18 protein-coding genes and 1 pseudogene are annotated in these 20,548 nt (G+C 74.3%); 6 read left to right on the top strand and 13 right to left on the bottom strand.

Going from position 1 to position 20,548, the window contains the following annotated elements; all coding sequences use genetic code 11:
- Positions 1–74: 74 nt before the first annotated feature.
- From ACFV9J_RS27865 to ACFV9J_RS27855, 3 genes and pseudogenes are all read right to left on the bottom strand, one after another.
- The gene (locus ACFV9J_RS27865; RefSeq protein ID WP_385358403.1) at positions 75–1,283 is read right to left on the bottom strand and encodes a glycosyltransferase; all 1,209 of its coding nucleotides are present in this window, start codon (positions 1,281–1,283) and stop codon (positions 75–77) included.
- Complete coding sequence (locus ACFV9J_RS27860; RefSeq protein WP_385358401.1) at positions 1,280–1,627, bottom strand: hypothetical protein; 348 nt, start codon at positions 1,625–1,627, stop codon at positions 1,280–1,282. The genes ACFV9J_RS27865 and ACFV9J_RS27860 overlap by 4 nt, the downstream gene beginning before the upstream one ends.
- A 29-nt stretch (positions 1,628–1,656) precedes the next feature.
- A pseudogene (locus ACFV9J_RS27855) lies at positions 1,657–2,690 on the bottom strand (glycosyltransferase).
- 274 nt (positions 2,691–2,964) lie between these two features.
- On the opposite strand from ACFV9J_RS27855, the gene ACFV9J_RS27850 reads away from it, so the two are divergent.
- From ACFV9J_RS27850 to ACFV9J_RS27840, 3 genes are all read left to right on the top strand, one after another.
- Complete coding sequence (locus ACFV9J_RS27850) at positions 2,965–3,783, top strand: polysaccharide deacetylase family protein (protein WP_385358464.1); 819 nt, start codon at positions 2,965–2,967, stop codon at positions 3,781–3,783.
- Positions 3,784–3,803: 20 nt separating this feature from the next.
- The gene (locus tag ACFV9J_RS27845) at positions 3,804–4,244 is read left to right on the top strand and encodes an SRPBCC family protein (RefSeq protein ID WP_385358399.1); all 441 of its coding nucleotides are present in this window, start codon (positions 3,804–3,806) and stop codon (positions 4,242–4,244) included.
- Between the two features lie 85 nt (positions 4,245–4,329).
- Positions 4,330–5,217 (top strand): endonuclease/exonuclease/phosphatase family protein, encoded by an 888-nt coding sequence (locus ACFV9J_RS27840; protein WP_385358397.1) that lies wholly within the window; start codon positions 4,330–4,332, stop codon positions 5,215–5,217.
- 28 nt (positions 5,218–5,245) lie between these two features.
- Here the strand turns inward: ACFV9J_RS27840 and ACFV9J_RS27835 are convergent, their stop codons facing one another.
- The 6 genes from ACFV9J_RS27835 to ACFV9J_RS27810 form a co-directional block, all read right to left on the bottom strand.
- Positions 5,246–6,142 carry an alpha/beta hydrolase gene (locus ACFV9J_RS27835; protein WP_385358462.1) on the bottom strand — a complete coding sequence of 299 codons (897 nt, stop codon included), beginning with the start codon at positions 6,140–6,142 and terminating at the stop codon, positions 5,246–5,248.
- Between the two features lie 91 nt (positions 6,143–6,233).
- Positions 6,234–7,421 carry an XdhC family protein gene (locus ACFV9J_RS27830; protein ID WP_385358395.1) on the bottom strand — a complete coding sequence of 396 codons (1,188 nt, stop codon included), beginning with the start codon at positions 7,419–7,421 and terminating at the stop codon, positions 6,234–6,236.
- Between the two features lie 51 nt (positions 7,422–7,472).
- Positions 7,473–8,930: an NCS2 family permease gene (locus ACFV9J_RS27825; RefSeq protein WP_385358393.1), complete on the bottom strand. Its 1,458-nt coding sequence runs from the start codon at positions 8,928–8,930 to the stop codon at positions 7,473–7,475.
- Positions 8,931–9,096: 166 nt separating this feature from the next.
- The gene (locus tag ACFV9J_RS27820; RefSeq protein WP_385358390.1) at positions 9,097–11,583 is read right to left on the bottom strand and encodes a xanthine dehydrogenase family protein molybdopterin-binding subunit; all 2,487 of its coding nucleotides are present in this window, start codon (positions 11,581–11,583) and stop codon (positions 9,097–9,099) included.
- A gap of 2 nt (positions 11,584–11,585) precedes the next feature.
- On the bottom strand, positions 11,586–12,176 hold the full coding sequence (locus tag ACFV9J_RS27815) for a (2Fe-2S)-binding protein (protein ID WP_385358387.1): 591 nt from the start codon (positions 12,174–12,176) through the stop codon (positions 11,586–11,588).
- On the bottom strand, positions 12,176–13,066 hold the full coding sequence (locus tag ACFV9J_RS27810) for an FAD binding domain-containing protein (protein WP_385358384.1): 891 nt from the start codon (positions 13,064–13,066) through the stop codon (positions 12,176–12,178). Before ACFV9J_RS27810 ends, ACFV9J_RS27815 begins: the two co-directional genes overlap by 1 nt.
- A gap of 316 nt (positions 13,067–13,382) precedes the next feature.
- Here ACFV9J_RS27810 and ACFV9J_RS27805 point away from each other — a divergent pair, with 316 nt between their 5' ends.
- Together ACFV9J_RS27805 and ACFV9J_RS27800 are read left to right on the top strand one after the other, a co-directional pair.
- Positions 13,383–15,092 (top strand): PucR family transcriptional regulator, encoded by a 1,710-nt coding sequence (locus tag ACFV9J_RS27805; RefSeq protein ID WP_385358382.1) that lies wholly within the window; start codon positions 13,383–13,385, stop codon positions 15,090–15,092.
- A 173-nt stretch (positions 15,093–15,265) separates the two neighbouring features.
- Positions 15,266–16,054 (top strand): hypothetical protein, encoded by a 789-nt coding sequence (locus tag ACFV9J_RS27800; protein WP_030178984.1) that lies wholly within the window; start codon positions 15,266–15,268, stop codon positions 16,052–16,054.
- Between the two features lie 22 nt (positions 16,055–16,076).
- Here the strand turns inward: ACFV9J_RS27800 and ACFV9J_RS27795 are convergent, their stop codons facing one another.
- The 4 genes from ACFV9J_RS27795 to ACFV9J_RS27780 all read right to left on the bottom strand — a co-directional run bounded on the left by ACFV9J_RS27795 (position 16,077) and on the right by ACFV9J_RS27780 (position 19,256).
- Entirely contained in the window at positions 16,077–16,727 is a 651-nt protein-coding gene (locus ACFV9J_RS27795) for a hypothetical protein (protein WP_385358379.1), read from the bottom strand.
- 928 nt (positions 16,728–17,655) lie between these two features.
- Positions 17,656–18,480, bottom strand: a complete 825-nt coding sequence (locus ACFV9J_RS27790) for a rod shape-determining protein (protein ID WP_385358377.1) — start codon at positions 18,478–18,480, stop codon at positions 17,656–17,658.
- Positions 18,477–18,863 (bottom strand): TraR/DksA family transcriptional regulator, encoded by a 387-nt coding sequence (locus tag ACFV9J_RS27785; RefSeq protein WP_385358375.1) that lies wholly within the window; start codon positions 18,861–18,863, stop codon positions 18,477–18,479. Before ACFV9J_RS27785 ends, ACFV9J_RS27790 begins: the two co-directional genes overlap by 4 nt.
- 66 nt (positions 18,864–18,929) lie before the next feature.
- Positions 18,930–19,256 carry a TraR/DksA C4-type zinc finger protein gene (locus ACFV9J_RS27780; RefSeq protein WP_109029625.1) on the bottom strand — a complete coding sequence of 109 codons (327 nt, stop codon included), beginning with the start codon at positions 19,254–19,256 and terminating at the stop codon, positions 18,930–18,932.
- 344 nt (positions 19,257–19,600) lie between these two features.
- Here ACFV9J_RS27780 and ACFV9J_RS27775 point away from each other — a divergent pair, with 344 nt between their 5' ends.
- On the top strand, positions 19,601–20,548 hold the full coding sequence (locus ACFV9J_RS27775) for a HAMP domain-containing sensor histidine kinase (protein ID WP_385358373.1): 948 nt from the start codon (positions 19,601–19,603) through the stop codon (positions 20,546–20,548).

Here is a 20,548-nt window from a genome sequence, read left to right as displayed (position 1 = left end):
GTGCGCCGGGTCCGGCCCCGGTCGTCGTACGCGCGGCCGGTCCCGGTCGTCGTACGCGCGGCCGGTCCCGGTCGTCACGCCGGTACCGGGCGCACGGAGCACGGCAGGCGGTAGGCCTGTTCCGCGCCCTCGGCGACGCGCGCCCAGGTGTAGTGCCGCAGGACGCGCTCGCGGCCGTTCCTGCCGTACTGGCGGCGCAGCCGTTCGTCGGCGAGGAGCGCACGTGCCGCCTCCACCAAGGCCCCCAGGTCCTGCGGGGCCACCAGGCGGCCGGTGCCGCCGTCGGCCAGGGAGTCACGGTGGCCGCCGACGTCGGTGGCGAGGACGGGCACGCCGCACGCCATGGCCTCCAGGGGCACGAGGCCGAACGCCTCGTACACCGGGGTGCACATCACCAGGTCGGCACTGCGCAGCAGGGCGGGCATGTCGTCCGGGTGCACCGCGCCGAGCAGCCGGACCCGGTCGGCCACCCCCGCCCGGTGGGCGATGTCCGTCAGACGCCGCGCCTCGGTGTCGGCCTCCACGGTGCCGGCCGGCGGACCGCCGGCGACGAGAAGCTCGGTGTCGGGGAGGTGGGCCAGGGCACGGACGGCCTGGTCGTAGCCCTTGCGCCGGACGAGCCGTCCGCAGGCGAGGAGCCGGTGCCGCAGGCGCCGCTCGGGGGTGCCGCCCGTGTCGGCGCCGGGGTGGAAGTGCTCGGTGTCGACACCGCCGGGCACCACTCGGATCCGCCGGGCCGGGACACCCATGCGGCCGAGTTCGACGACCTCGTCGGTGCTCGTGGCCAGGACCCCCTCGCAGGTGCGGCCGAGGTGCCGCTCGATGCCGACGCGCTCGTACGGGCTGGTGTCCCGCATGCCCTCGTGGCGCCGCTCGACCGCGCCGAGGGTGTGGAAGGTCTGGAGGAGGGGGATGCCGAGCGGGCCGGCGCCCAGCTGCGAGGCGGTACCGGACATCCAGAAGTGGGCGTGGACCACGTCCGGCCGGTCCCGGGCCCAGGCGCGGGCCAGATGGGCGCCGAAGGCGGGCATGTGCGGCAGGAGTTCGTCCTTGGGGACGGACACGGGCGGTCCGGCCGGTACGTGTTCGACGACCGCGCCGCCGGGCAGCGGCATCCGGTCGGCCAGGCCCGTGGCGTCCCGGCGGGTGTAGACCGTGACGTCGTGACCGCGTTTGGCCAGCTCCTCGGTGAGACGGGCCACGTAGACGTTCTGTCCTCCGGCGTCGACACCGCCGGGCGCGGCCAGCGGGCTCGCGTGCTCGGACACCATGGCGATCCTCATCGGGTCACCTCCTTGAGCAGCCGCTCCCGTCCGTCGGGGAAGCGGGGCGGACCGTGGCGGCCCGGGACGGCCGGGGCCATCACGGCGATCCCGGCCGCGCGTGCCGCGCGGGCGGTGGGCCGGTGGTGCGGGCGGTGGTGCGGGCGGGCTCGCCGGACCGTGTCGGCGTCCGGGGGCACTCCGATGCGGTCGGCTACGGCGCGGATGCCGCGGGCGTGGCGCCCTGCCGGCGACGGCGCCGTGCCGGCTCCCGCGACCGGACGGGCCCGTCCCCGGCGGCCGTCGCGGAGCGCACCGAGGACGACGGCCGCCCCGGCACGCGTGCGGGACGTCCTGAGAGGCATACGGGGCAGCACGGGACGTGTAGGAGGCCTCATACGGCCGCCTCGTGCCACGCGGGCGCGCCGCGATGGCGCCACAGTCCGCTCAGCCGGTGCCAGGTCGCGGCGGGCGGGACGAGCACGCTGGTGATAAGCACGGTGGTGACCTCGTGCCGGGTACGCGGTCCGGGCTCGATCCGGGCCCAGGCGAACTCGGCGGTGCCCGCGGCCCAGCCCGCGCCTGCCGCCGCCGCGGCTCGGGGACGACCGGCCGCCGCGAGGGCGAGGGCCGTGGTACCGGCTGCGGTGATCGCCACGTGGCGCCGGATCCGGCCCCGGGGTGCGACGGCCTTGGCCCACCAGCGCGGGCCGTGCAGCCGCCGCATCAGGGCGTCGTCGGCGTTGCCGCTCTGCTGCTTCACGGCGGCCCAGCGGGGGGCCGGGCGTACGGGATGACGGGTGGCGCGGCCGCCCCTGCGAATGCGCCAGCCCGCGTCGAGGACGCGCAGCGCCAGGTCGGCGTCCTCGCGGAAGGGCCGAGTGAAGCGTTCGTCGAAGCCGTGGACCTGTTCGAGTACGTCGGTGCGGTAGGCCATGTCGGCGGCGGTCCACCGGGCTCGCGCGAGGCCGGCCGTGTCCCGCTCCCGGTCGGTGGGACGGCGTCCCTCCGGCAGCGGCACGGTGATCACACCCTGCACGGCACCGGTGTCGGGCGCCGCCTCGACGACGTCCTGGACCAGCTGGTCGCACCAGTGCGGGCCGACCTGGACGTCGTCGTCGAGCAGGACGGTCCAGGGCGAGGTGACCGCCCGGGCGCCGGCGTTGCGGGCGGCGGCGGGGCCGCGGCCGCCGCTGCGCAGCACCGTCGTGCGCTCCCGCAGGTCGCCGAGGACGGTCAGGGCGTGCTCCAGCGTGTCCGGGTCGGCATCGGGGTCCGTCCGGTCGTCGACCAGCACGATCTCGTCGGGGGCGGCCCGTGCGCGGCGGCCAGCGCGGCCAGGCAGTCGGCCAGCGTGTCGCGCACCAGGGTGGGGACGACGACGGCGTAGCCCGCGCAAGGGTCGCCGGAGTCGTGGGCGCCCGTCACGCGAGCGCCCCCGCGGGGCGGGACGCCGGACGTCTGCCGTGCTCGCGAAGGGTGCGCATGGGGCGTGCTCCTCTCTCGACGTCGCGGGTGCCGCGGCCGGTCCGCCTCAAACACCCGGGTCCGGCGCTTGGGCTCACTGGCAGCAGGCTCTCCGGCGGCCTGATGGGCGCCTCGCCGCCCCTCGCCGCCCCGGTACGTCGAGCCGAGGGGGTCACTATGAACCGCGTATATACACGCAGCGTATAGTCCTCGCATGCCTTCGCTGACCAGGAAGATGACAAAAACGGGGACCAGGTTGCGTGTGCTCGCGACCTTCGCGGCCGCGGCCTCGCTGACCCTCGCGCTGAGCGGCTGCACGAAGCTGGAGACGCACTCCCCCAGCTCCGTCCGCAACGCCGCCGACACCGCCGACACCGCCGACACCGCTGCCGCCGTGCCGGCGGACACGGCCGGCACCCAGGCCCGCGCGGGCGGCCTCGGCACCGTGGACTGCGCGCACGCCAAGTGCATCGCGCTGACCTTCGACGCCGGACCGAGCGAGAACTCCGCCCGGCTGCTCGACATACTCAAGGAGAAGCAGGTCCCGGCGACCTTCTTCCTGCTCGGCAAACGGCACATCGACACATACCCCGAGCTTGTCAGGCGCATGGCCGACGAGGGCCACGAGGTGGCGAGCCACACCTGGACGCACAAGATCCTCACGGACGCCGAGCCGGACGAGATACGCGAGGAGCTGGAGCGTCCGAACAAGGAGATAGAGCGCCTGACGGGCAAGCGGCCGACCCTGATGCGCCCGCCGCAGGGCCGCACGGACGACACGGTGCACGACATCTCCCGCGAGCTGGGGCTGGCGGAGGTGCTGTGGACCGTGACCGCCAAGGACTACAAGACGAACGACTCCGACCTGATCACCGAGCGGGTCCTGGACCAGTCGTCGCGGGACGGCATCATCCTGCTGCACGACATCTACGACGGCACCGTGCCCGCCGTGCCCGGGATCATCGACGCGCTCAAGAAGCGGGGCTACGTCTTCGTGACGGTCCCCCAGCTGCTGGCCCCGGGGAAGGCCGAGCCGGGCAAGGTCTACCGCTGAGTCGTGCCTACGATCGTCCGGTGGCCGTCTTCTCGCTCGAACGCACCGTGCCGCTCGCCCCGGACGAGGCCTGGCGCCGCCTCACCCGGTGGGAGCGGCACGGCGACACCGTGCCGCTGACTCGGGTCACCGCCGGCCCGCCCGGCCCCACCCGCCGAGGCACGGTGGTCGTGGCCCGCACGGGGGCCGGGCCGCTCGCCTTCGACGACACCATGGAGGTGACGGTCTGGCGGCCGCCGCGCGGGGACGCCCCCGGCCGGTGCCGGCTGGAGAAGCGCGGCCGGGTGGTCGGGGGCTGGGCGGAGATCGAGGTCGGGGCCGGGCCCGGCGGCCGGGCGCGCGTCGTGTGGCGCGAGGAACTGGACGTCCGGCTCCTCCCGTCCTTCCTCGACGGCCTCCTCGCCCGCTCGGGACGCCACGTCTTCGGCCGCACGGTCACCCACCTGCTGCGGCACCCGTGAACCGGAGGTTGCGGGCCGGGGACGGGACGCGGTCGCCATCGCGCCGCACGCCTCGCGGTGGCCGTTTCCCGCGTACCGTGCCGGCATGTCTCTCAGAGCGCGCACCTTCACCCAACTGTCCGTCGCGGGTGCATTGTTGGCCCTTGCTGTGACCGTGACCGCCCCGCCCGCCTCGGCCGCCGACCGGGGCCATTCGGTCCCGCTGCGCATCGCCACCTACAACATCCACGCCGGGGCGGGCTCGGACGGCGTCTTCGACCTCGACCGGCAGACCGCCGCGCTGCGCGCCCTCGACGCGGACGTGATCGGCCTCCAGGAGGTCGACGTGCACTGGGGAGCCCGCAGTCGGGGGCTCGACGTGGCCGGGGAGCTGGCCCGGCGGCTCGGCATGCGGGTGTCCTTCGCGCCGATCTACAGCCTCGACCCCGTGACGGCGGGGGAACCCCGGCGCGAGTACGGCGTGGCGGTACTCTCCCGCTTCCCGGTCCGTTCCGCGACGAACCACGAGATCACACGCCTGTCCACGCAGGACGAGAATCCGGTACCGGCCCCCGCGCCCGGATTCGGCGAGGTGACGCTCAAGGTGCGCGGGGTTGCGGTGCAGGTCTTCGTGACCCACCTCGACTACCGGGCGGACCCGGCGGTGCGCCGGGCCCAGGTCGCCGACACGCGGCGGATCATGGCCCGGGAGCGGGCGGAGCGGCCGGGCGCGCACCAGTTCCTGCTGGGCGACTTCAACGCCGAGCCCTCGGCACCCGAGCTGGCGCCGCTGTGGAAGGAGCTGAACGACGCGGGGGCGGGGACCTCCGCCACGTATCCGGCCGAGGCCCCCGTTAAGCGCATCGACTACGTGCTGGCCGGCAAGGAGGTAAGGATCCGGAGCAGCGCGGTACCGGAGGAGCCCGCGGCCTCGGACCACCGCCCGGTGGTCGCGGACGTGTCCCTGCCCAGGAGGACCCCCGGCCGGGACTGAGACCGGCCTTACCGCGCCTTACCGCGCCTTACCGCGCGAGCGTGGCCAGGACGTCCGCGACCGGGGCGGGGTCCAGCGGGCCGACGTGTGACGCCTCGGGGAAGTCGTGCACGCGGAAGCGGTTGCCGGGTGTGGCCGCGTCGGCTTCCGCGATCATCCTGTCCTGGAGCGCGGTGGCGATCGTACGGTCCCTGCCGAAACGCAGGTACGTGCGCGGGAGGCGTCCCCACCGGCCGGCCCGGCCGACCGCTCGGCCCGCATAGGCGGCGACGGGCTCGTCGCTCTGCATGCCGGCCAGGATCCGGCGGAAGTCGGCGTCGGGGTGGTCCGCGCAGATCATCTCCTTCAGGAGGGCCAGCTCACCGCCGACGCCCGTACGGAAATTCAGCCGCAGGACCCCGAGCCGATCCGGGTCGCCCACCGTCAGCTCCACCGGGCTGACGGCGTTCGCGTTCTCGGGTGCCGCCGTACAGGCGTCCGCCGTGGGCAGGACGCGGCTGGGGCAGAAGGCCGCCATGTAGCAGATGTGGTGAAGCAGGTGCGGGACGGCTTCGCCGACCCGGCTGACCGAGACGCCGCCCAGGCTGTGCCCGACCAGCACCACCGGGCCGTTGCGGGCGGCCCGCCGCACGATGCCCGTGACGCGCGCCTCGTAGTCGTCCAGCCCGAGGCCGTTGAGCGGGGAGGGCTCGACCGCCATCGCGGTGAGGTCCTGCCGCTGGTACGACTCGGCCACGAACGCCTCCGCGCCGTGCCGCGGCTGGTCCACCATGACGACGCGGTGGCCGCGCAGCACCAGCTCCCGCGCGATCGGCAGCCAGAACGCGCCGGCGCTGTGCGTACCGTGCACCAGCACGTACGTGGTGATCCCGGGACGCGGGGCCGCCGCGGCCGGCGAGGTTGCGAGCCCGGCGGCCGACGCCATGCCTCCCACCGCGAGTCCCAGCCCACGCAGCGCCGTCCGCCGGGTGGCACCTTCTCGTCCTTCGTTCGTGTCATCCGTCATGAACGCAACGCTATGAAGGGCCCGTTCGGCCCACCAGCGGTCCAGCACCCCCACGGGGGTGGCCCCAGGACCACCCTGCCGGCGGCCCGTCGTGGTGGATGGGGGTGTGGGCGCCGGTCAGGCGGGTGCCCGTGCCGCCGTGGCGGGCCGCGACGATCTCGGCGGCGATGGACAGGGCCGTCTCCTCGGGGGTGCGGGCGCCGAGGTCGAGGCCGATCGGCGACCTGAGGCGGGACAGCTCCGGCTCGCTCACCCCGGCCTCGCGCAGGCGCGCCTCGCGGTCCAGGTGGGTGCGGCGGGAGCCCATCGCGCCGACGTACGCCACCGGGAGGCGCAGCGCCAGCCGGAGCAGCGGGATGTCGAACTTGGCGTCGTGGGTGAGGACGCACAGCACCGTGCGCGCGTCCACGGCGGTGCGCGCCAGGTACTCGTGCGGCCACTCGACGACGATGTCGTCCGCGTCCGGGAAGCGGGCCGGGGTGGCGAAGACGGGGCGGGCGTCGCACACGGTCACGTGGTAGCCGAGGAACTTGCCGGCCCGCGTCAGTGCCGAGGCGAAGTCGATCGCACCGAAGACGATCATGCGGGGAGGCGGGACCGAGGACTCGATCAGCAGGGTGAGCGGTGCGCCGCAGCGCGAGCCCCGCTCGCCGATCTCCAGCGTGCCGGTGCGCCCGGCGTCCAGGAAGGCGCCCGCCTCGGCGGCCGCCGTGCGGTCCAGCTCGGGGTGGGAACCGAAGCCGCCGGTGCGGGAGCCGTCCGCGCGGACGACGAGCGCGCGGCCCAGCAGTGCCGCCGGGCCGCTCACGACGCGTGCCACGGCCGCCGTCTCCCCGCGTGCGGCGGCGGCGAGGGCCGTGGCCAGGGCCGGACGGACGGGGTCGCCCGTCCGTACCGGGGTGACGAGGACGTCGATGACCCCGCCGCAGGTCAGACCCACGGCGAAGGCGTCCTCGTCGCTGTAGCCGAAGCGCTCCAGGACCGTTTCGCCGTCCTGGAGCGCCTGCCGGCACAGCTCGTACACGGCTCCCTCCACGCACCCGCCGGAGACCGAGCCGACCACCGTGCCCCCGGCGTCCACCGCGAGCGCGGCGCCGGTCGGCCGGGGGGCGCTGCCGCCCACGGCCACCACGGTGGCCACGGCGAAGTCGCGCCCCTGCTCGACCCACCGGTGCAGCTCTTCGGCGATGTCCAGCATGTTCCGGTCCTCCTCGGCCGACGGGTACGTGAAGGGTTCCCGTCGTGGCGGTCAGTGCACGCCCAGCCAGCTCTCGATCGGGTTGAGGGCGAAGTAGACGACGAAGATCACCGTCAGGGCCCACATGAACGCGCCGATCTCCCGCGCCTTGCCCTGCGCGACCTTGATGGCGACGTAGGAGATGACTCCGGCGGCGACACCGGCCGTGATCGAGTACGTGAACGGCATCAGGACGACGGTCAGGAAGACCGGGATCGCGGTGGCCCGGTCGGCCCAGTCCACGTGCCGGGCGTTCATCATCATCATCGCCCCGATGACGACCAGCGCGGCGGAGGCGACCTCCTGCGGGACGATCGCGGTGATCGGGGTGAAGAAGAGGCAGGCGGCGAAGAACAGGCCGGTGACGACCGAGGCGAGCCCGGTGCGGGCACCCTCGCCGACGCCGGTCGCGGACTCGACGAAGACGGTCTGGCCGGAGCCGCCCGCCACGCCGCCGATGGCACCGCCGGCGCCGTCGATGAACAGCGCCTTCGACAGGCCCGGCATGCGGCCCTTGTCGTCGGCGAGCTTGGCCTCGGTGCCGACGCCGATGATGGTGGCCATCGCGTCGAAGAACCCGGCGAGCACCAGCGTGAAGACGATCATGCCGACCGTCATCGCGCCGACCTCGCCCCAGCCGCCGAACTCCAGGTCGCCGAAGAGCGAGAAGTCCGGCATGGAGACCGCGCTGCCGTGCAGTTCGGGGGCGCCGTTGGCCCACTGCTTGGGGTCGATGACCCCGGTGGCGTTCAGGACCGCCGCGACGATCGTGCCGGTGACGATGCCGATCAGGATGGCGCCGGGCATGTTTCTGGCCTGGAGCATGAAGATCAGCAGCAGGGTGCCCGCGAAGAGCAGGACCGGCCAGCCGGCGAGTTCCCCGGCCGGGCCGAGGGTGAGCGGGGTCGCCTCGCCCGCGTGCACGAAGCCGCCCTTGACCAGGCCGATGATGGCGATGAACAGGCCGATGCCCATGGTGATGCCGTGCTTGAGGGCGAGCGGGATCGCGTTCATGATCATCTCGCGGAGCCCGGTGACCACGAGCAGCATGATCACCACGCCGTACATCACACACATGCCCATGGCCTGCGGCCAGGTCATCTGGGGGACGACCTGGCCGGCGATCACGCCGGACACCGAGAGCCCGGCGGCCAGGGCGAGCGGCACCTTGCCGACGAAGCCCATCAGGAGCGTGGTGAGCGCCGCGGCGAAGGCCGTCGCGGTGATCAGGGCCTTCTGTCCCAGGGTGTCCCCGGCGGCGTCCTTGCCGGAGAGGATCACGGGGTTGAGCAGGACGATGTAGGCCATCGCCATGAAGGTGGTGGTGCCGCCGCGCACCTCACGCGCGACCGTGGATCCCCGGTGGGATATGTGAAAGTACCGGTCGAGCCAGGACCGTCCGCCGGGGACGCGGGAGCCCGCGCCCGCGTCTTCGGCGGTGATCTCGGGCTCCACTGACTGCTGGGTCATGGGGCCGTCTCCCAAGGTTCATAGGTGCACCCGGCCGGCCGCTGGGGCGGCCGCGGGATTTGGGATATGCACGACCCGGGGGACGGCCCGAGACGAACGCATGTGTGGTGGTACTGGTACTGCTGCTGGTGACACCGGTGGTGCTGCTGGTGACACTGGTGGTGCTTCAAGTGCCGCGAGCGGAGCGGGACTTGGTCGGTGCTCCGGGCGGCGCGGAGGGTGTGACGTTCCGTGCGCCGCCCGGAGGGTCCTGGGGGTGCCGATCGGAGCCCGCCGTGCCGGTGAGGTGTTCCGGTCGTACGGGCGTGCGGTCGAGCGCCAGCCCGGTCGCGTCCCTGACGGCCGCGAGGACCGCCGGGGTGGACGACAGGGTGGGTGCCTCGCCGACGCCGCGCAGCCCGTAGGGCGCGTGGTCGTCGGCGAGTTCGAGCACGTCGACCGGTAGGGCCGGCGTGTCGAGGATCGTGGGGAGGAGATAGTCCGTGAAGGACGGGTTCTGGACCTTGGCGGTCACCGGGTCCACGACGATCTCCTCCATCACCGCGATGCCCAGGCCCTGGACGGTGCCGCCCTGGATCTGGCCGACCACGGAGAGGGGGTTCAGCGCCTTGCCGACGTCCTGGGCGCAGGCCAGCTCGATCACCTTGACCAGGCCGAGTTCCGTGTCGACCTCGACGACGGCGCGGTGCGCGGCGAAGGAGTACTGGACGTGCCCGTTGCCCTGGCCGGTGCGTAGGTCGAAGGGTTCGGTCGGCCGGTGCCGCCACTCCTCCTCGACCTCGACCGCCTCGTCCGCCAGGACGTCCACGAGATCGGCGAGGACCTCGCCGCCGTCGGTGACGACCTTGCCGCCCTCCAGGAGGAGGTCGGCGGTGGCCCAGGCGGGGTGGTGGGAGCCGAGCCTGCGGCGCCCGATCTCCAGGACCCGCTCGCGCACCAGCTCGCAGGCGTGCTTGACGGCGCCGCCGGTGACGTATGTCTGCCGGGAGGCCGAGGTGGAACCGGCCGAGCCCACCCGGGTGTCGGCGGGCTGGATGGTGACCTGGGTGACGCCCAGCTCGGTGCGGGCGATCTGCGCGTGGACGGTGACGCCGCCCTGGCCGACCTCCGCCATCGCGGTGTGCACGGTGACGACGGGGCGGCCGCCCGCGATCTCCAGGCGGACCCGGGCCGTGGAGTAGTCGTCGAAGCCCTCGGAGAAGCCGACGTTCTTGATGCCGACCGCGTAACCCACGCCCCGTACGACGCCCTCGCCGTGCGTGGTGTTGGACAGGCCGCCGGGCAGCTGCCGTACGTCGGCGCCCTCGCTGGACTCCCACTGGCGCTGCGGCGGCATCGGCATCGCCTTGACGCGGCGCAGGAGTTCGGCGACCGGCGCCGGGGAGTCGACGGGCTGTCCGGTGGGCATGAGCGTGCCCTGCTCCATGGCGTTGATCCGGCGGAACTCCACCGGGTCCAGGCCGAGTTCGGCCGCCACCTTGTCCATCTGCGCCTCGTAGGCGAAGCACGCCTGGACCGCGCCGAAGCCGCGCATCGCGCCACAGGGCGGGTTGTTGGAGTAGAGGGCGAGGGCCTCGATGTCCACGTCGTCGACCACGTACGGTCCCACCGAGAGCGAGGCGGCGTTGCCGACGACGGCCGGGGAGGCGGAGGCGTAGGCCCCGCCGTCCAGGACGATGCGGCACCTCACGTGGGTGAGCCGGCCGTCCCGGGTGGCGCCGTGCTCGTAGTGGAGCCTGGCCGGGTGGCGGTGGACGTGGCCGAAGAAGGACTCGAAGCGGTTGTAGACGATCTTGACGGGTTTGCCGGTGCGCAGTGCGAGCAGGCAGGCGTGGATCTGCATCGACAGGTCCTCGCGTCCGCCGAAGGCGCCGCCGACGCCGGACAGCGTCATCCGCACCTTGTCCTCGGGCAGGCCGAGCACGGGGGCGATCTGGCGCAGGTCGGAGTGGAGCCACTGGGTGGCGATGTAGAGGTCGACGCCGCCGTCCTCGCCGGGCACGGCGAGACCCGACTCGGGGCCGAGGAAGGCCTGGTCCTGCATGCCGAAGTGGTAGTCGCCCGTGACGACCACGTCGGCGCGTGCGGCGGCCGCGGCGGCGTCGCCGCGCACGATCGGCTGGCGGTGCACGATGTTGGGGTGCGGGACGTGGCCGCTGTGGTGGTCACGTCGGTTCTCGTGGACGAGGATCGCGTCGGGGGCGGTCGCGGAGGCCTCGTCGGTGACGAGGGGCAGTTCCCGGTACGCCACCTTGATCTTGGCGGCGGCGCGGCGCGCGGTCTCCGGGTGGTCGGCGGCGACGATCGCGACCGGCTCGCCGTGGTGGCGGACCTTGCCGTGGGCGAGGACCGGGGTGTCCCGGATCTCCAGCCCGTAGTGGCGCACGTCGGTGGGCAGGTCGTCGTACGTCATGACGGCGTACACGCCGGGGGTGGCGAGCGCCTCGCCGGTGTCGATGGAGACGATCTCGGCGTGCGCGACGGTGGAGCGCAGGATCTGGCCCCAGAGCATGTCCTCGTGCCACATGTCGGACGCGTACGCGAACTCGCCGGTGACCTTGAGGACGCCGTCCGGGCGGAGCGTGGACTCGCCGATCCCGCCCTTGGTCCCGGAGCCCTGGGTGAGGCCGGTGGGTGCGCCGTTGGCAGCCATGCTCAGGCCTCCTCGGACCGGCGGGCGGCGGCCAGGCGGACCGCGTCCATGATCTTCTCGTAGCCGGTGCAGCGGCACAGGTTGCCCGACAGCGCCTCGCGGATGTCCTCGTCGCTCGGGTTCGGGTGGCGCTCCAGCATCTCGTCGGCGGCGACCAGCAGTCCGGGGGTGCAGAAGCCGCACTGGACGGCACCGGCGTCGACGAACGCCTGCTGCACGGGGGCCAGTTCGATGTTCTCGCCGGTCTGCGAGTCGGTCCCGCCGGCCTGCCACCGCCGGGCCGCGTCCAGTGAGGCGCCCGCCCCGCCGCGGGCGCCGGTGGCGGCGCCGCCCTCGGCGCGCTGCCGGGCGAACTCCGCCAGGCCCTCCACCGTGACGACCTCGCGGCCCTCGGCCTGGCCGGCCGCGACCAGGCAGGAGCACACCGGCACGCCGTCCAGGCGGACCGTGCAGGAGCCGCACTCGCCCTGCTCGCAGGCGTTCTTGGAACCGGGCAGGCCCATCCGCTCGCGCAGCACGTACAGCAGGGACTCGCCCTCCCACACGTCGTCGGCCTCCTGCGGTCGTCCGTTGACGGTGAGGTTGACGCGCATCACGCGGCTCCTTCCGTGGTGCGGCGGGCGCCGCGGTACGACTCCCAGGTCCAGGTGAGCGTCCGGCGGGCCATGACGCCGACCGCGTGGCGGCGGTAGTCCGCGGTGCCCCGGACGTCGTCGATGGGGTTGCAGGCGGCGGCGCACAGGTCCGCGAACCGTTTGACCGCCGACGGGGTGACGATCTTCCCGTTCTCCCAGAAGCCGCCCTCCTCCAGCGCCGCGTTCAGGAACTCCTCGGCGACCGTGGCCCGGACCGGGGTGGGCGCCGCCGAGCCGATGCCGGTGCGGACGGTACGGGTGGCGGGGTGCAGGGCGAGGCCGAAGGCGCACACGGCGATGACCATGGCGTTGCGGGTGCCGACCTTGGAGAACTGCTGCGGCCCGTCGGCCTTCGCGACGTGCACGGCGCGGATCAGCTCGTCGGGCGCCAGCGCGTTGCGCTTCACGCCGGTGTAGAACGCGTCGATGGGGATGCGGCGGGTGCCGCGCACCGACTCGGCCTCGACCTCGGCGCCGGCGGCGAGCAGCGCCGGGTGGGCGTCGCCGGCCGGGGACGCGGTGCCGAGGTTCCCGCCCACGCCGCCGCGGTTGCGGATCTGCGGGGAGGCGACCGTGTGCGAGGCGAGGGCGAGACCCGGCAGCTCGGTGCTCAGGTCCTCCATGATCCGGGTGTACGGCACGGAGGCACCGAGCCGTACGGAGGTCTCGCCGACCTCCCACTCGGCCAGGTCGGCGATGCGGCCCAGGTCCATCAGGTACTCGGGCCTGCGGTGATCGAAGTTGATCTCGACCATCACGTCGGTACCGCCCGCGATCGGCACCGCGGTGGGGTGCTCGGCCTTCGCGGCGAGCGCCTCCTCCCAGCTGGCGGGGCGAAGGAAGTCCATGACCGGCTCTCTTCCTCGTCTGATCGGGTGCGCATTGCTCGGGGCGGGTCTGACCGGGGCGTACGGATTGAGCCATCTGCGGGTACGGGAGGCCCGGCTCGTTCATGTGCTGTTCACGTGGAGTGGCCTCAGTACACCGTCGTGTACTCCACCAGGGTCAGTCGCAGAAACCATGAAGGAGTTGGCTGGCCAGGGCGGGCATCTTGTAGATTCGTATGAACGGAGGTGCTCAATTGCCTCCCTGTTCTCCTCTGGAATCGGGCGACACAGCCGCGTGACCTGGAACACTTCGAGACAAAGAACGGCGGCGACGAGAATGCGGCTGCGCGCACTGCTGGACACCGACGCGCTGGGCCTCAAGCTGCTCGGCGGCGAGGACGAGCTGGACCGCACGGTCCGGGGCGTGATGACCACCGACCTGCGCGACCCCAGCCGCTACCTGTCGGGCGGCGAACTGGTGCTCACCGGTCTGGCCTGGCGCCGCGGCGCCGCCGACTCCGAGCCGTTCGTCCGCCTCCTGGTGCAGGCCCAGGTGGCGGCGCTGGCCGCCGGTGAGGCGGAGCTGGGGGACGTGCCGGAGGACCTGGTGGTGGCGTGCGCGCGGCACCGGCTGCCGCTGTTCGCGGTGCACGAGTCGGTGGCCTTCGCGACGATCACCGAGCACGTCGTGCGCCAGGTGTCCGGCGAGCGGGCCGGGGACCTGGCGGCCGTGGTGGACCGGCACCGCCGGATGATGACCTCGGGGCCGGCGGGCGGCGGCCCCGACGTGGTCCTGGACCTGCTCGGCTCCGACCTCGACCTGCGGGCGTGGGTGCTCTCCCCCACCGGGCGGCAGGTCGCCGGGCCGAAGGACGCGGAGCCCGCGCTGTCCGCGCAGGTGTGCGCCGAGCTGGCGGCCGAGCACCTCGCGGCCACCCGCACGGGCCGGCGGGCGCCGCACCGGGTGACCGTGGGCTCGACGACGTACAGCCTCTTCCCGGTGCGCGGCCGGGGGCAGCCCCCGGTCACGCCGCCGGGGGCGCGTTCCCCGCAGGGCGCCGGTGCGGGGCGTGCCGTGCGCGAGACGGTGCTGTCCGACTGGCTGCTGGTGGTGGAGGCGGACGCCGGGGACTGGGCCGAGGAGCGCCTCGACCTGCTGTACGGGGTCACCCAGCTGATCGCGGTCGAGCGGGACCGGCGGGACGCGGCGCGCACGGTGCGGCGGCGGCTGGCCCAGGAGGTCCTGGAGCTGGTGCAGACGGGCGCCGCGCCGGCCGAGATCGCGGCCCGGCTCCGGGTGGCGGCGCCGGTGCTGCTGCCCGGCCTCGGCGCCGCGCCGCACTGGCAGGTCGTGGTGGCCCGGGTGGAGTGGGAGGACGGCGACGAGCAGACCGGCCGGGTCGCGCAGACGCTGCTGGAGGAGATCCTCGTCGACCCGCTCGCCACCGGGCCCGAGCAGTCGGACCGTATCGCCGTGGCGCACACCGGTGAGGAGGCGGTCGCCCTGGTACCGCTGCCGGCGGTCTCCAGCGAGCACGACGGCTCCGAGGCGGGGGTCCTCGCGGAGGCGCTGCTCGCGTCCGTGCGGGAGCCGCTGACGGCGGGCCTGGACGGCGACGGGCGCATCACGCTCGGCGTCAGCGCGGCCGTGCACTCGGCGGAGGGGCTGCGCGGGGCGCTGGAGGAGGCCCGGCACGCGCGCCGGGTCGCCGCGGCCCGCCCCGGCCGGGTCTGCGCGGCCGGCCACCAGGAGCTGGCCTCGCACGTGCTGCTGCTCCCCTTCGTCCCCGACGACGTCCGGCGCGCCTTCACCGCCCGGCTGCTGGACCCGCTGCGGGACTACGACCGCCGTCACCGCGCCGAGCTGATCCCGACGCTGGAGGCGTTCCTCGACAGCGACGGATCCTGGACGCGCTGCGCGAACCGGCTGCACCTGCACGTCAACACGCTGCGCTACCGCGTAGGGCGAATCGAGCAGTTGACGGGGCGTGACCTGTCGCGCCTGGAGGACAAGCTGGACTTCTTCCTGGCCCTGCGGATGAGCTGAGGCCGCGGGGCCCGCCGAGGGCGCCGGAGAGCCCGGCGTGCTCCCAAACCTCGGTGGCCCGAAGTCCACGACTTTGTGAAATCTTTCACCCATCCCCTTGGCCGGGCCGCCGGATCCGTGCTGAGATGCGGCCACCACTCGAGAGCTCGATGGCGTGCTAAGGGGAGGGCGACGTGGCGCATTCCGCCATGGCTGGTTCTGGCTGGGGAACGACCGAAGGTGACGATCCGCTCCAGACCGCGGTATGGCGGTTGCGCTCGCGCGGCTGCTGGTCCGACGCGGCGGCCCTGCTGGAGCCGGTCACCGCGGACACCGCCTTGCAGCGGACCGCGCTGCTGGTGGAGCGGTGCCTGTACACGGAGCAGGGCTGGGCCGAGGCGGAGGACGCGCTGCGCACCGCGGAGGCCCTGGCGCACACCGACGACGAGCGCGGGGCCGCCGCGTGCGAACGGGGGCAGCTCGCCTACGCCGCCACGGTGCACGGCGTGCGCGACCGGGCCGACGAGGCGCGGGCCGCGCTGGGGCGGGCGGCGGCGCTGATCGCGCCGGGGGCCGGGGGGCGGGCGCTGCTGGACTTCCGGCGGGGGCTGCTCGCGGAGAACCTGACCCGCTCGCCGCAGGCCGCCCGCGCGGCGTACCGGCGGGCCCACGCCGGTGCCACCGCGCACGCCGACCCGCTGCTCCAGTCCTTCACCTGGCGGCATCTGGCCGGACTCGCCCTGCGGGAGGGGGAACTGGCCGAGGCGCGGCACGGTTTCGCGGAGTCGCTGCGGATCCGCGAGGAGCTGGGGTACCTCGTCGGCACGGCCCCGGCGCTGGCCTCGCTGGCGGACGCCGAGTCGGAGCCGGAGGCGTCCCGGCTGCGGGAGGAGGCGCGGCGGCTGTTCCGGCTGCTGGGCGGCGTACCGACGTGGCTGGCGCGGCAGTTGGCGCCGCCGGCGGCGGGGGCGGCGACGGCGTGAGGGACCCGCGCCCGGACGGGCGTCACGGGTGTCTGCTCCAGCGCGGGGCGGTGTTGGCCCAGGCCGCGTCCCACTGGGCGAGGTTGCGCCGGTGCAGCACGAGGCCGGTGGCGGCGTGCGCGGCGAGGCCGGTGACGACGACGCCGAGGAAGGCGAGGATCGCCCAGCCCATGGTGCGGCTGCGGATCTGCTCCGCGGTCAGCGGCGGCTCGGTGATCCGGCCCGCGTCGTCGACCCAGACCAGGACCGTGCTGTCCGCCGGCAGTCCCGGTTCGACCTCGGTCCTCCCGGTCCTGCTCGCCCCGTCGGGGCCGGTGAAGCGGACCGGGACCGGGTAGCGGGTCTTCTTCGCCTCGTCCGAGCCCGGCTCGGGATGGCGCGGGGCGTCGTGGGTCAGCACCGCGGGGCGGTGGTCCCGGGTACGCGCCTCGTGCTCGGCGGTGCTCCGGTAGTGCCGGTACGCGCTGTCGCCGACCCCGAACATCGCGGCCGGGGCCGCCACCAGCACGGCGAGCACGAGCCCGAGCGAGACCCAGGCCCGCAGCCGGTCGCTCGGCCGCCGCAACGGGTTGCGCCGCCAGCGCCACAGCAGGACATACGGGTACCGTCCGCGCTCGGCGCCGGGCTCGGGAACGGCGGGCGGCGGCTGGGCCTGAGGGATCTCTCCGGCCACGGGGTGCCTCCTTCCTGGAACGGGGCGGTTGTCGGGTCGGTCGGGTCGCACGATCCCCCCCCCCCGCTGAGATACGGGTCACGACCGACACCGGGGCGGACGCCGACCGTACGAAGGGGGACGCCGACCGTACGAAGGGGGACGCGGGACGGGGGAAGGGGCGGGGGCGGGGGTGCGAGGACGGGGACGGGGACGGGGGACGGATCGGGAACGGGACGGGGACGAGGACGCGGGACGGGAGCAGGCGGGGCAGGTACGCGGACGGGGATCGGGTAACGAGGGCGGCTTCCGGGAGAAGTTGGGTGCGGTGTTTCCGGTCCGGCGGGCCGGGGCGAGCGGTGCCCGACGTGTGGTGGACGCCGGAGCCTCCGGGTTGGGCCCGACGGCCGGCGTCCCACGCCCGTGCCGGTGCCGTGGCCCCGGAACCGGTTCCGGCAATCGTTTTCCGTGCGGCGGCCGGTACTGGCGGCGCCTGTCTCCTGGGGCGGGTGACCGGGCGCCGAAGTGCCGGGCCCGCGCTCCGCCGGACCAGGGCCTGCCCGGCACCGGAGTGGTGCGAGTGAACCCTCCGGCGGCGCCAACCCCGTCCCACGGACGAACGACCGACACCCTCGGCACCCAGCCCGCCCCCGCCGCACCAGGAAACAGACCCGCGCCCCGGACGGACCCGGCACCGCAACCGAGCGAGCGACACCACCGGCGAAGCCACTCCCCTCCCGGACGAACGACCGAAACCACAACACCCAGGCCCCCGCCCCACCAGGAAACGGACCTCCACCCCGCACGAACCCGGCACCGCAACCGAGCGAGCGACACCACCGGCGAAGCCACTCCCCTCCCGGACGAACGACCGACACCCTCGGCACGCAGCCCGCCCCCGCCGCACCGGAAGACGGACCGGCGGCCCCGGCACCGGCGCGGTACCGGATCAATGCGGGGGGTTGTCCGGGGGGTCCGTGCCGGTGGTCGGCGGGTGGGTGTGGGCGGCCTCCAGGAGCTTCGCGGCGCCGCGGACGGCCGCCGTGTGCGGTGCGGGGACCGCGCGCAGCGGCACGTGCAGGCGGTCGGCGAGCCGGCAGGTGATCTCGGGGCGCAGCGCACCCCCGCCCGCCAGCAGCGGCCCCCGCGCGAGCGCGTCGAGCGTGAGGGACGTGCCGTCCTGGCGCAGCATCGAGGTCGTCATGTCGGCCAGCGCCTCGCCGATCCGCGCGGACGGGGTCGCGTCGTCGATGTCCCCCGTGCCGAGCGCCGCGCGGCGGGCGTCGAAGACGGCGCCGTCCACGAGCAGCACCACCTCCGTGAGATGGGCGCCGATGTCCATCACGAGCAGCGGCCGGGTCAGGTCGGCCCCCGCCGCGAGGGCCACGGCCCGCGCGCTGGGCACGGTCAGCACCGTGCGCGGGCGCAGCACCTCCACGGCCGTACGGGCCTCGGTCCGGTAGGCCAGCCCGTCGAGGACCGGCGCGGTCACCACGACCACCGGGCGGGCGAAGCGGGGCAGCCGGTGACCCAGCAGCCGGTCGAGCATCCGGGCCGTGCCCTGGGTGTCGACGATGGAGCCGCGCTGGATGGGGTACACCGCGCCCGCGCCGGGGAAGGTCACCGTCGGCACGTCGAGGATCATGCCGCGCCCGGCGACCCAGGCGCGGGTCCGGGCGCTGCCCATGTCGAGGGCGACGCCGCCGCACCGCCGGCACAGCGGCCAGGGCCGGTGCCGGGACAGGGCGGCCCGGGGCCGCCGGAGCACGGTCATCGTCCGGCCTCCCGCACCTGCTGGCAGCGGGCGCAGTAGCGGGCCTGCGGCACGATCGTCAGGCGCTCGCGGTCGATGGCGCGCCGGCACAGATGACAGTGGCCGTAGCGGCCCTCGGCGATGCGGTCGAGCGCCGCTTCCACGTCGGCGAGGACCATGCGTGCGGAGGCCGCCAGCTTGACCCGGACCTCGGTCTGCGCGGCGGACCGCCGCCGGATCGGCTCGTCGGTGCGGGACGGGTACGCCGCGATCTGCCGCAGCTGCTCCTCGCGGAACAGCCGTTGCTCCCGGAGGTTGTCCCGGAGCGCGGCGAGGTCCTCGGGCGACAGGGGCGACAGACGCGTGTCGCGGTCGCGGTCGCCGATGATCTGGTTGTTCACCACTTCACCCCTTGGGCAGGGCGGGAGGGACGGTACTGGACGGGGACGGTGGGACGGTGGGACGGGGCGTCAGGCGGCGGCGCGGCGCTGGCAGGCCACGCAGTACCGCGTGTAGGGAAGGATCTCCAGGCGCTCCCCCGGTACGGGCTTGCCGCAGCCCAGGCAGGCGCCGTAGGTGCCGTCCTCGACCCGGGCGAAGGCCTCGTCGATCTCCTTGAGCACCCGCTCGATCGCGGCCTTCTGCGCGGACATCAGCTGATCGTCCGCCTGGCCGCTCTCGGCGAGGGCCTGCAACTGGGTGACGCGGGTGTTGCGGGCGTGTTCGAGGCGCTGGCGCGCCTCGTGAGCGGTCAGCCGCTCGGGGCGGGGTTCGATGCGGGAGGCGTCGAGCGACACGATGAGTGGTCCTTTTCTCGGAAGGTGCTGCGGGTATGCCGAGTGCCGGGCCGATCGGACCCGGTCAGCCTCAACCCTGGCCGGGCCGCCCGGGGAAACCCATCGGGCGCAGGACCCATTTGCCCGGGGGCGCGGGATCCACTCGGCGGTGCGCCGGGGCGGCCATATGGGTATGCCGCGGACCGGAAATGGGGGTCGGGCCCCATCGACCGGACGGGCCCGCGAGGAGCACGCTGGTCGCTTGCTCGGTCGCTACCTGGGCCGCAGCTCCCACCGAGGGTGCGCGATGACCGACAGTAGAGGCGTATCCAAGTCGACACGTCGCCGAAGGAGGCGTACCCCCGGTGTCCCTGTTCTGGCGGATCTTCGGGCTCAACGCGGTGGTGCTGGGCTTCGCCACGGCGCTGCTGCTGTGGGCTCCGGTGACCGTCTCCGTGCCGATCCTGCTGACCGAGGCCGTCGTCCTGGTGGTCGGCATGGGCGTCATGCTGGTGGCCAACGGCGCCCTGCTGCGCTGGGGCCTGGCGCCGCTGGAGCGGCTCACCAGGCTGATGACCACCGTCGACCTGCTGCGCCCCGGCCAGCGGCTGCCGATCTCCGGCGGCGGTGAGGTCCCGGAGCTGATCCGCACCTTCAACGCCATGCTGGACCGCCTGGAGAACGAGCGGGCCACCAGCAGTGCCCGCGTCCTGCTCGCCCAGGAGGCGGAGCGGCGCCGCATCGCCCAGGAGCTGCACGACGAGGTCGGGCAGAGCATGACCGCGATCCTGCTGGTCCTGGGGCGTGCCGCGGACGACGCCGAGGAGCCGCTGCGCGACGAGCTGCACCAGGCTCAGGAGATCACCCGGGAGAGCCTGGACGAGGTCCGCCGCCTGGTGCGCCGGCTGCGGCCCGGCGTCCTGGACGACCTCGGTCTGATCAGCGCGCTGTCCTCGCTCACGCACGACTTCGCCACCCACACCGGGCTGCGGGTGGTGCGCCGTTTCGACGCCGACCTGCCGGTCCTGGACCACGAGACCGAGCTGGTCCTGTACCGGGTGGCGCAGGAGAGCCTGACCAACGCCGCCCGCCACGCGGACGCCGAGCGCCTGGAGGTGGGCCTGGCCCGCGCCGAGGGCGCGGTGACGCTCACCGTCGCCGACGACGGGCGCGGCATCGAGGCGGCGCACGAGGGCGCCGGCATCCGCGGCATGCGGGAACGGGCCCTGCTCATCGGGGCCGCCCTCGACATCACGTCGGCACCCGGCGCCGGCACCCGCATCCGGCTCACCGCACCCCTTCCCAGGAAGTAG

Origin of the sequence: Streptomyces sp. NPDC059906 (genome assembly GCF_042730645.1) — a bacterium.
GTDB lineage: Bacteria > Actinomycetota > Actinomycetes > Streptomycetales > Streptomycetaceae > Streptomyces > Streptomyces rubrogriseus.
This window is presented reverse-complemented; position numbering and strand designations above follow the sequence as displayed.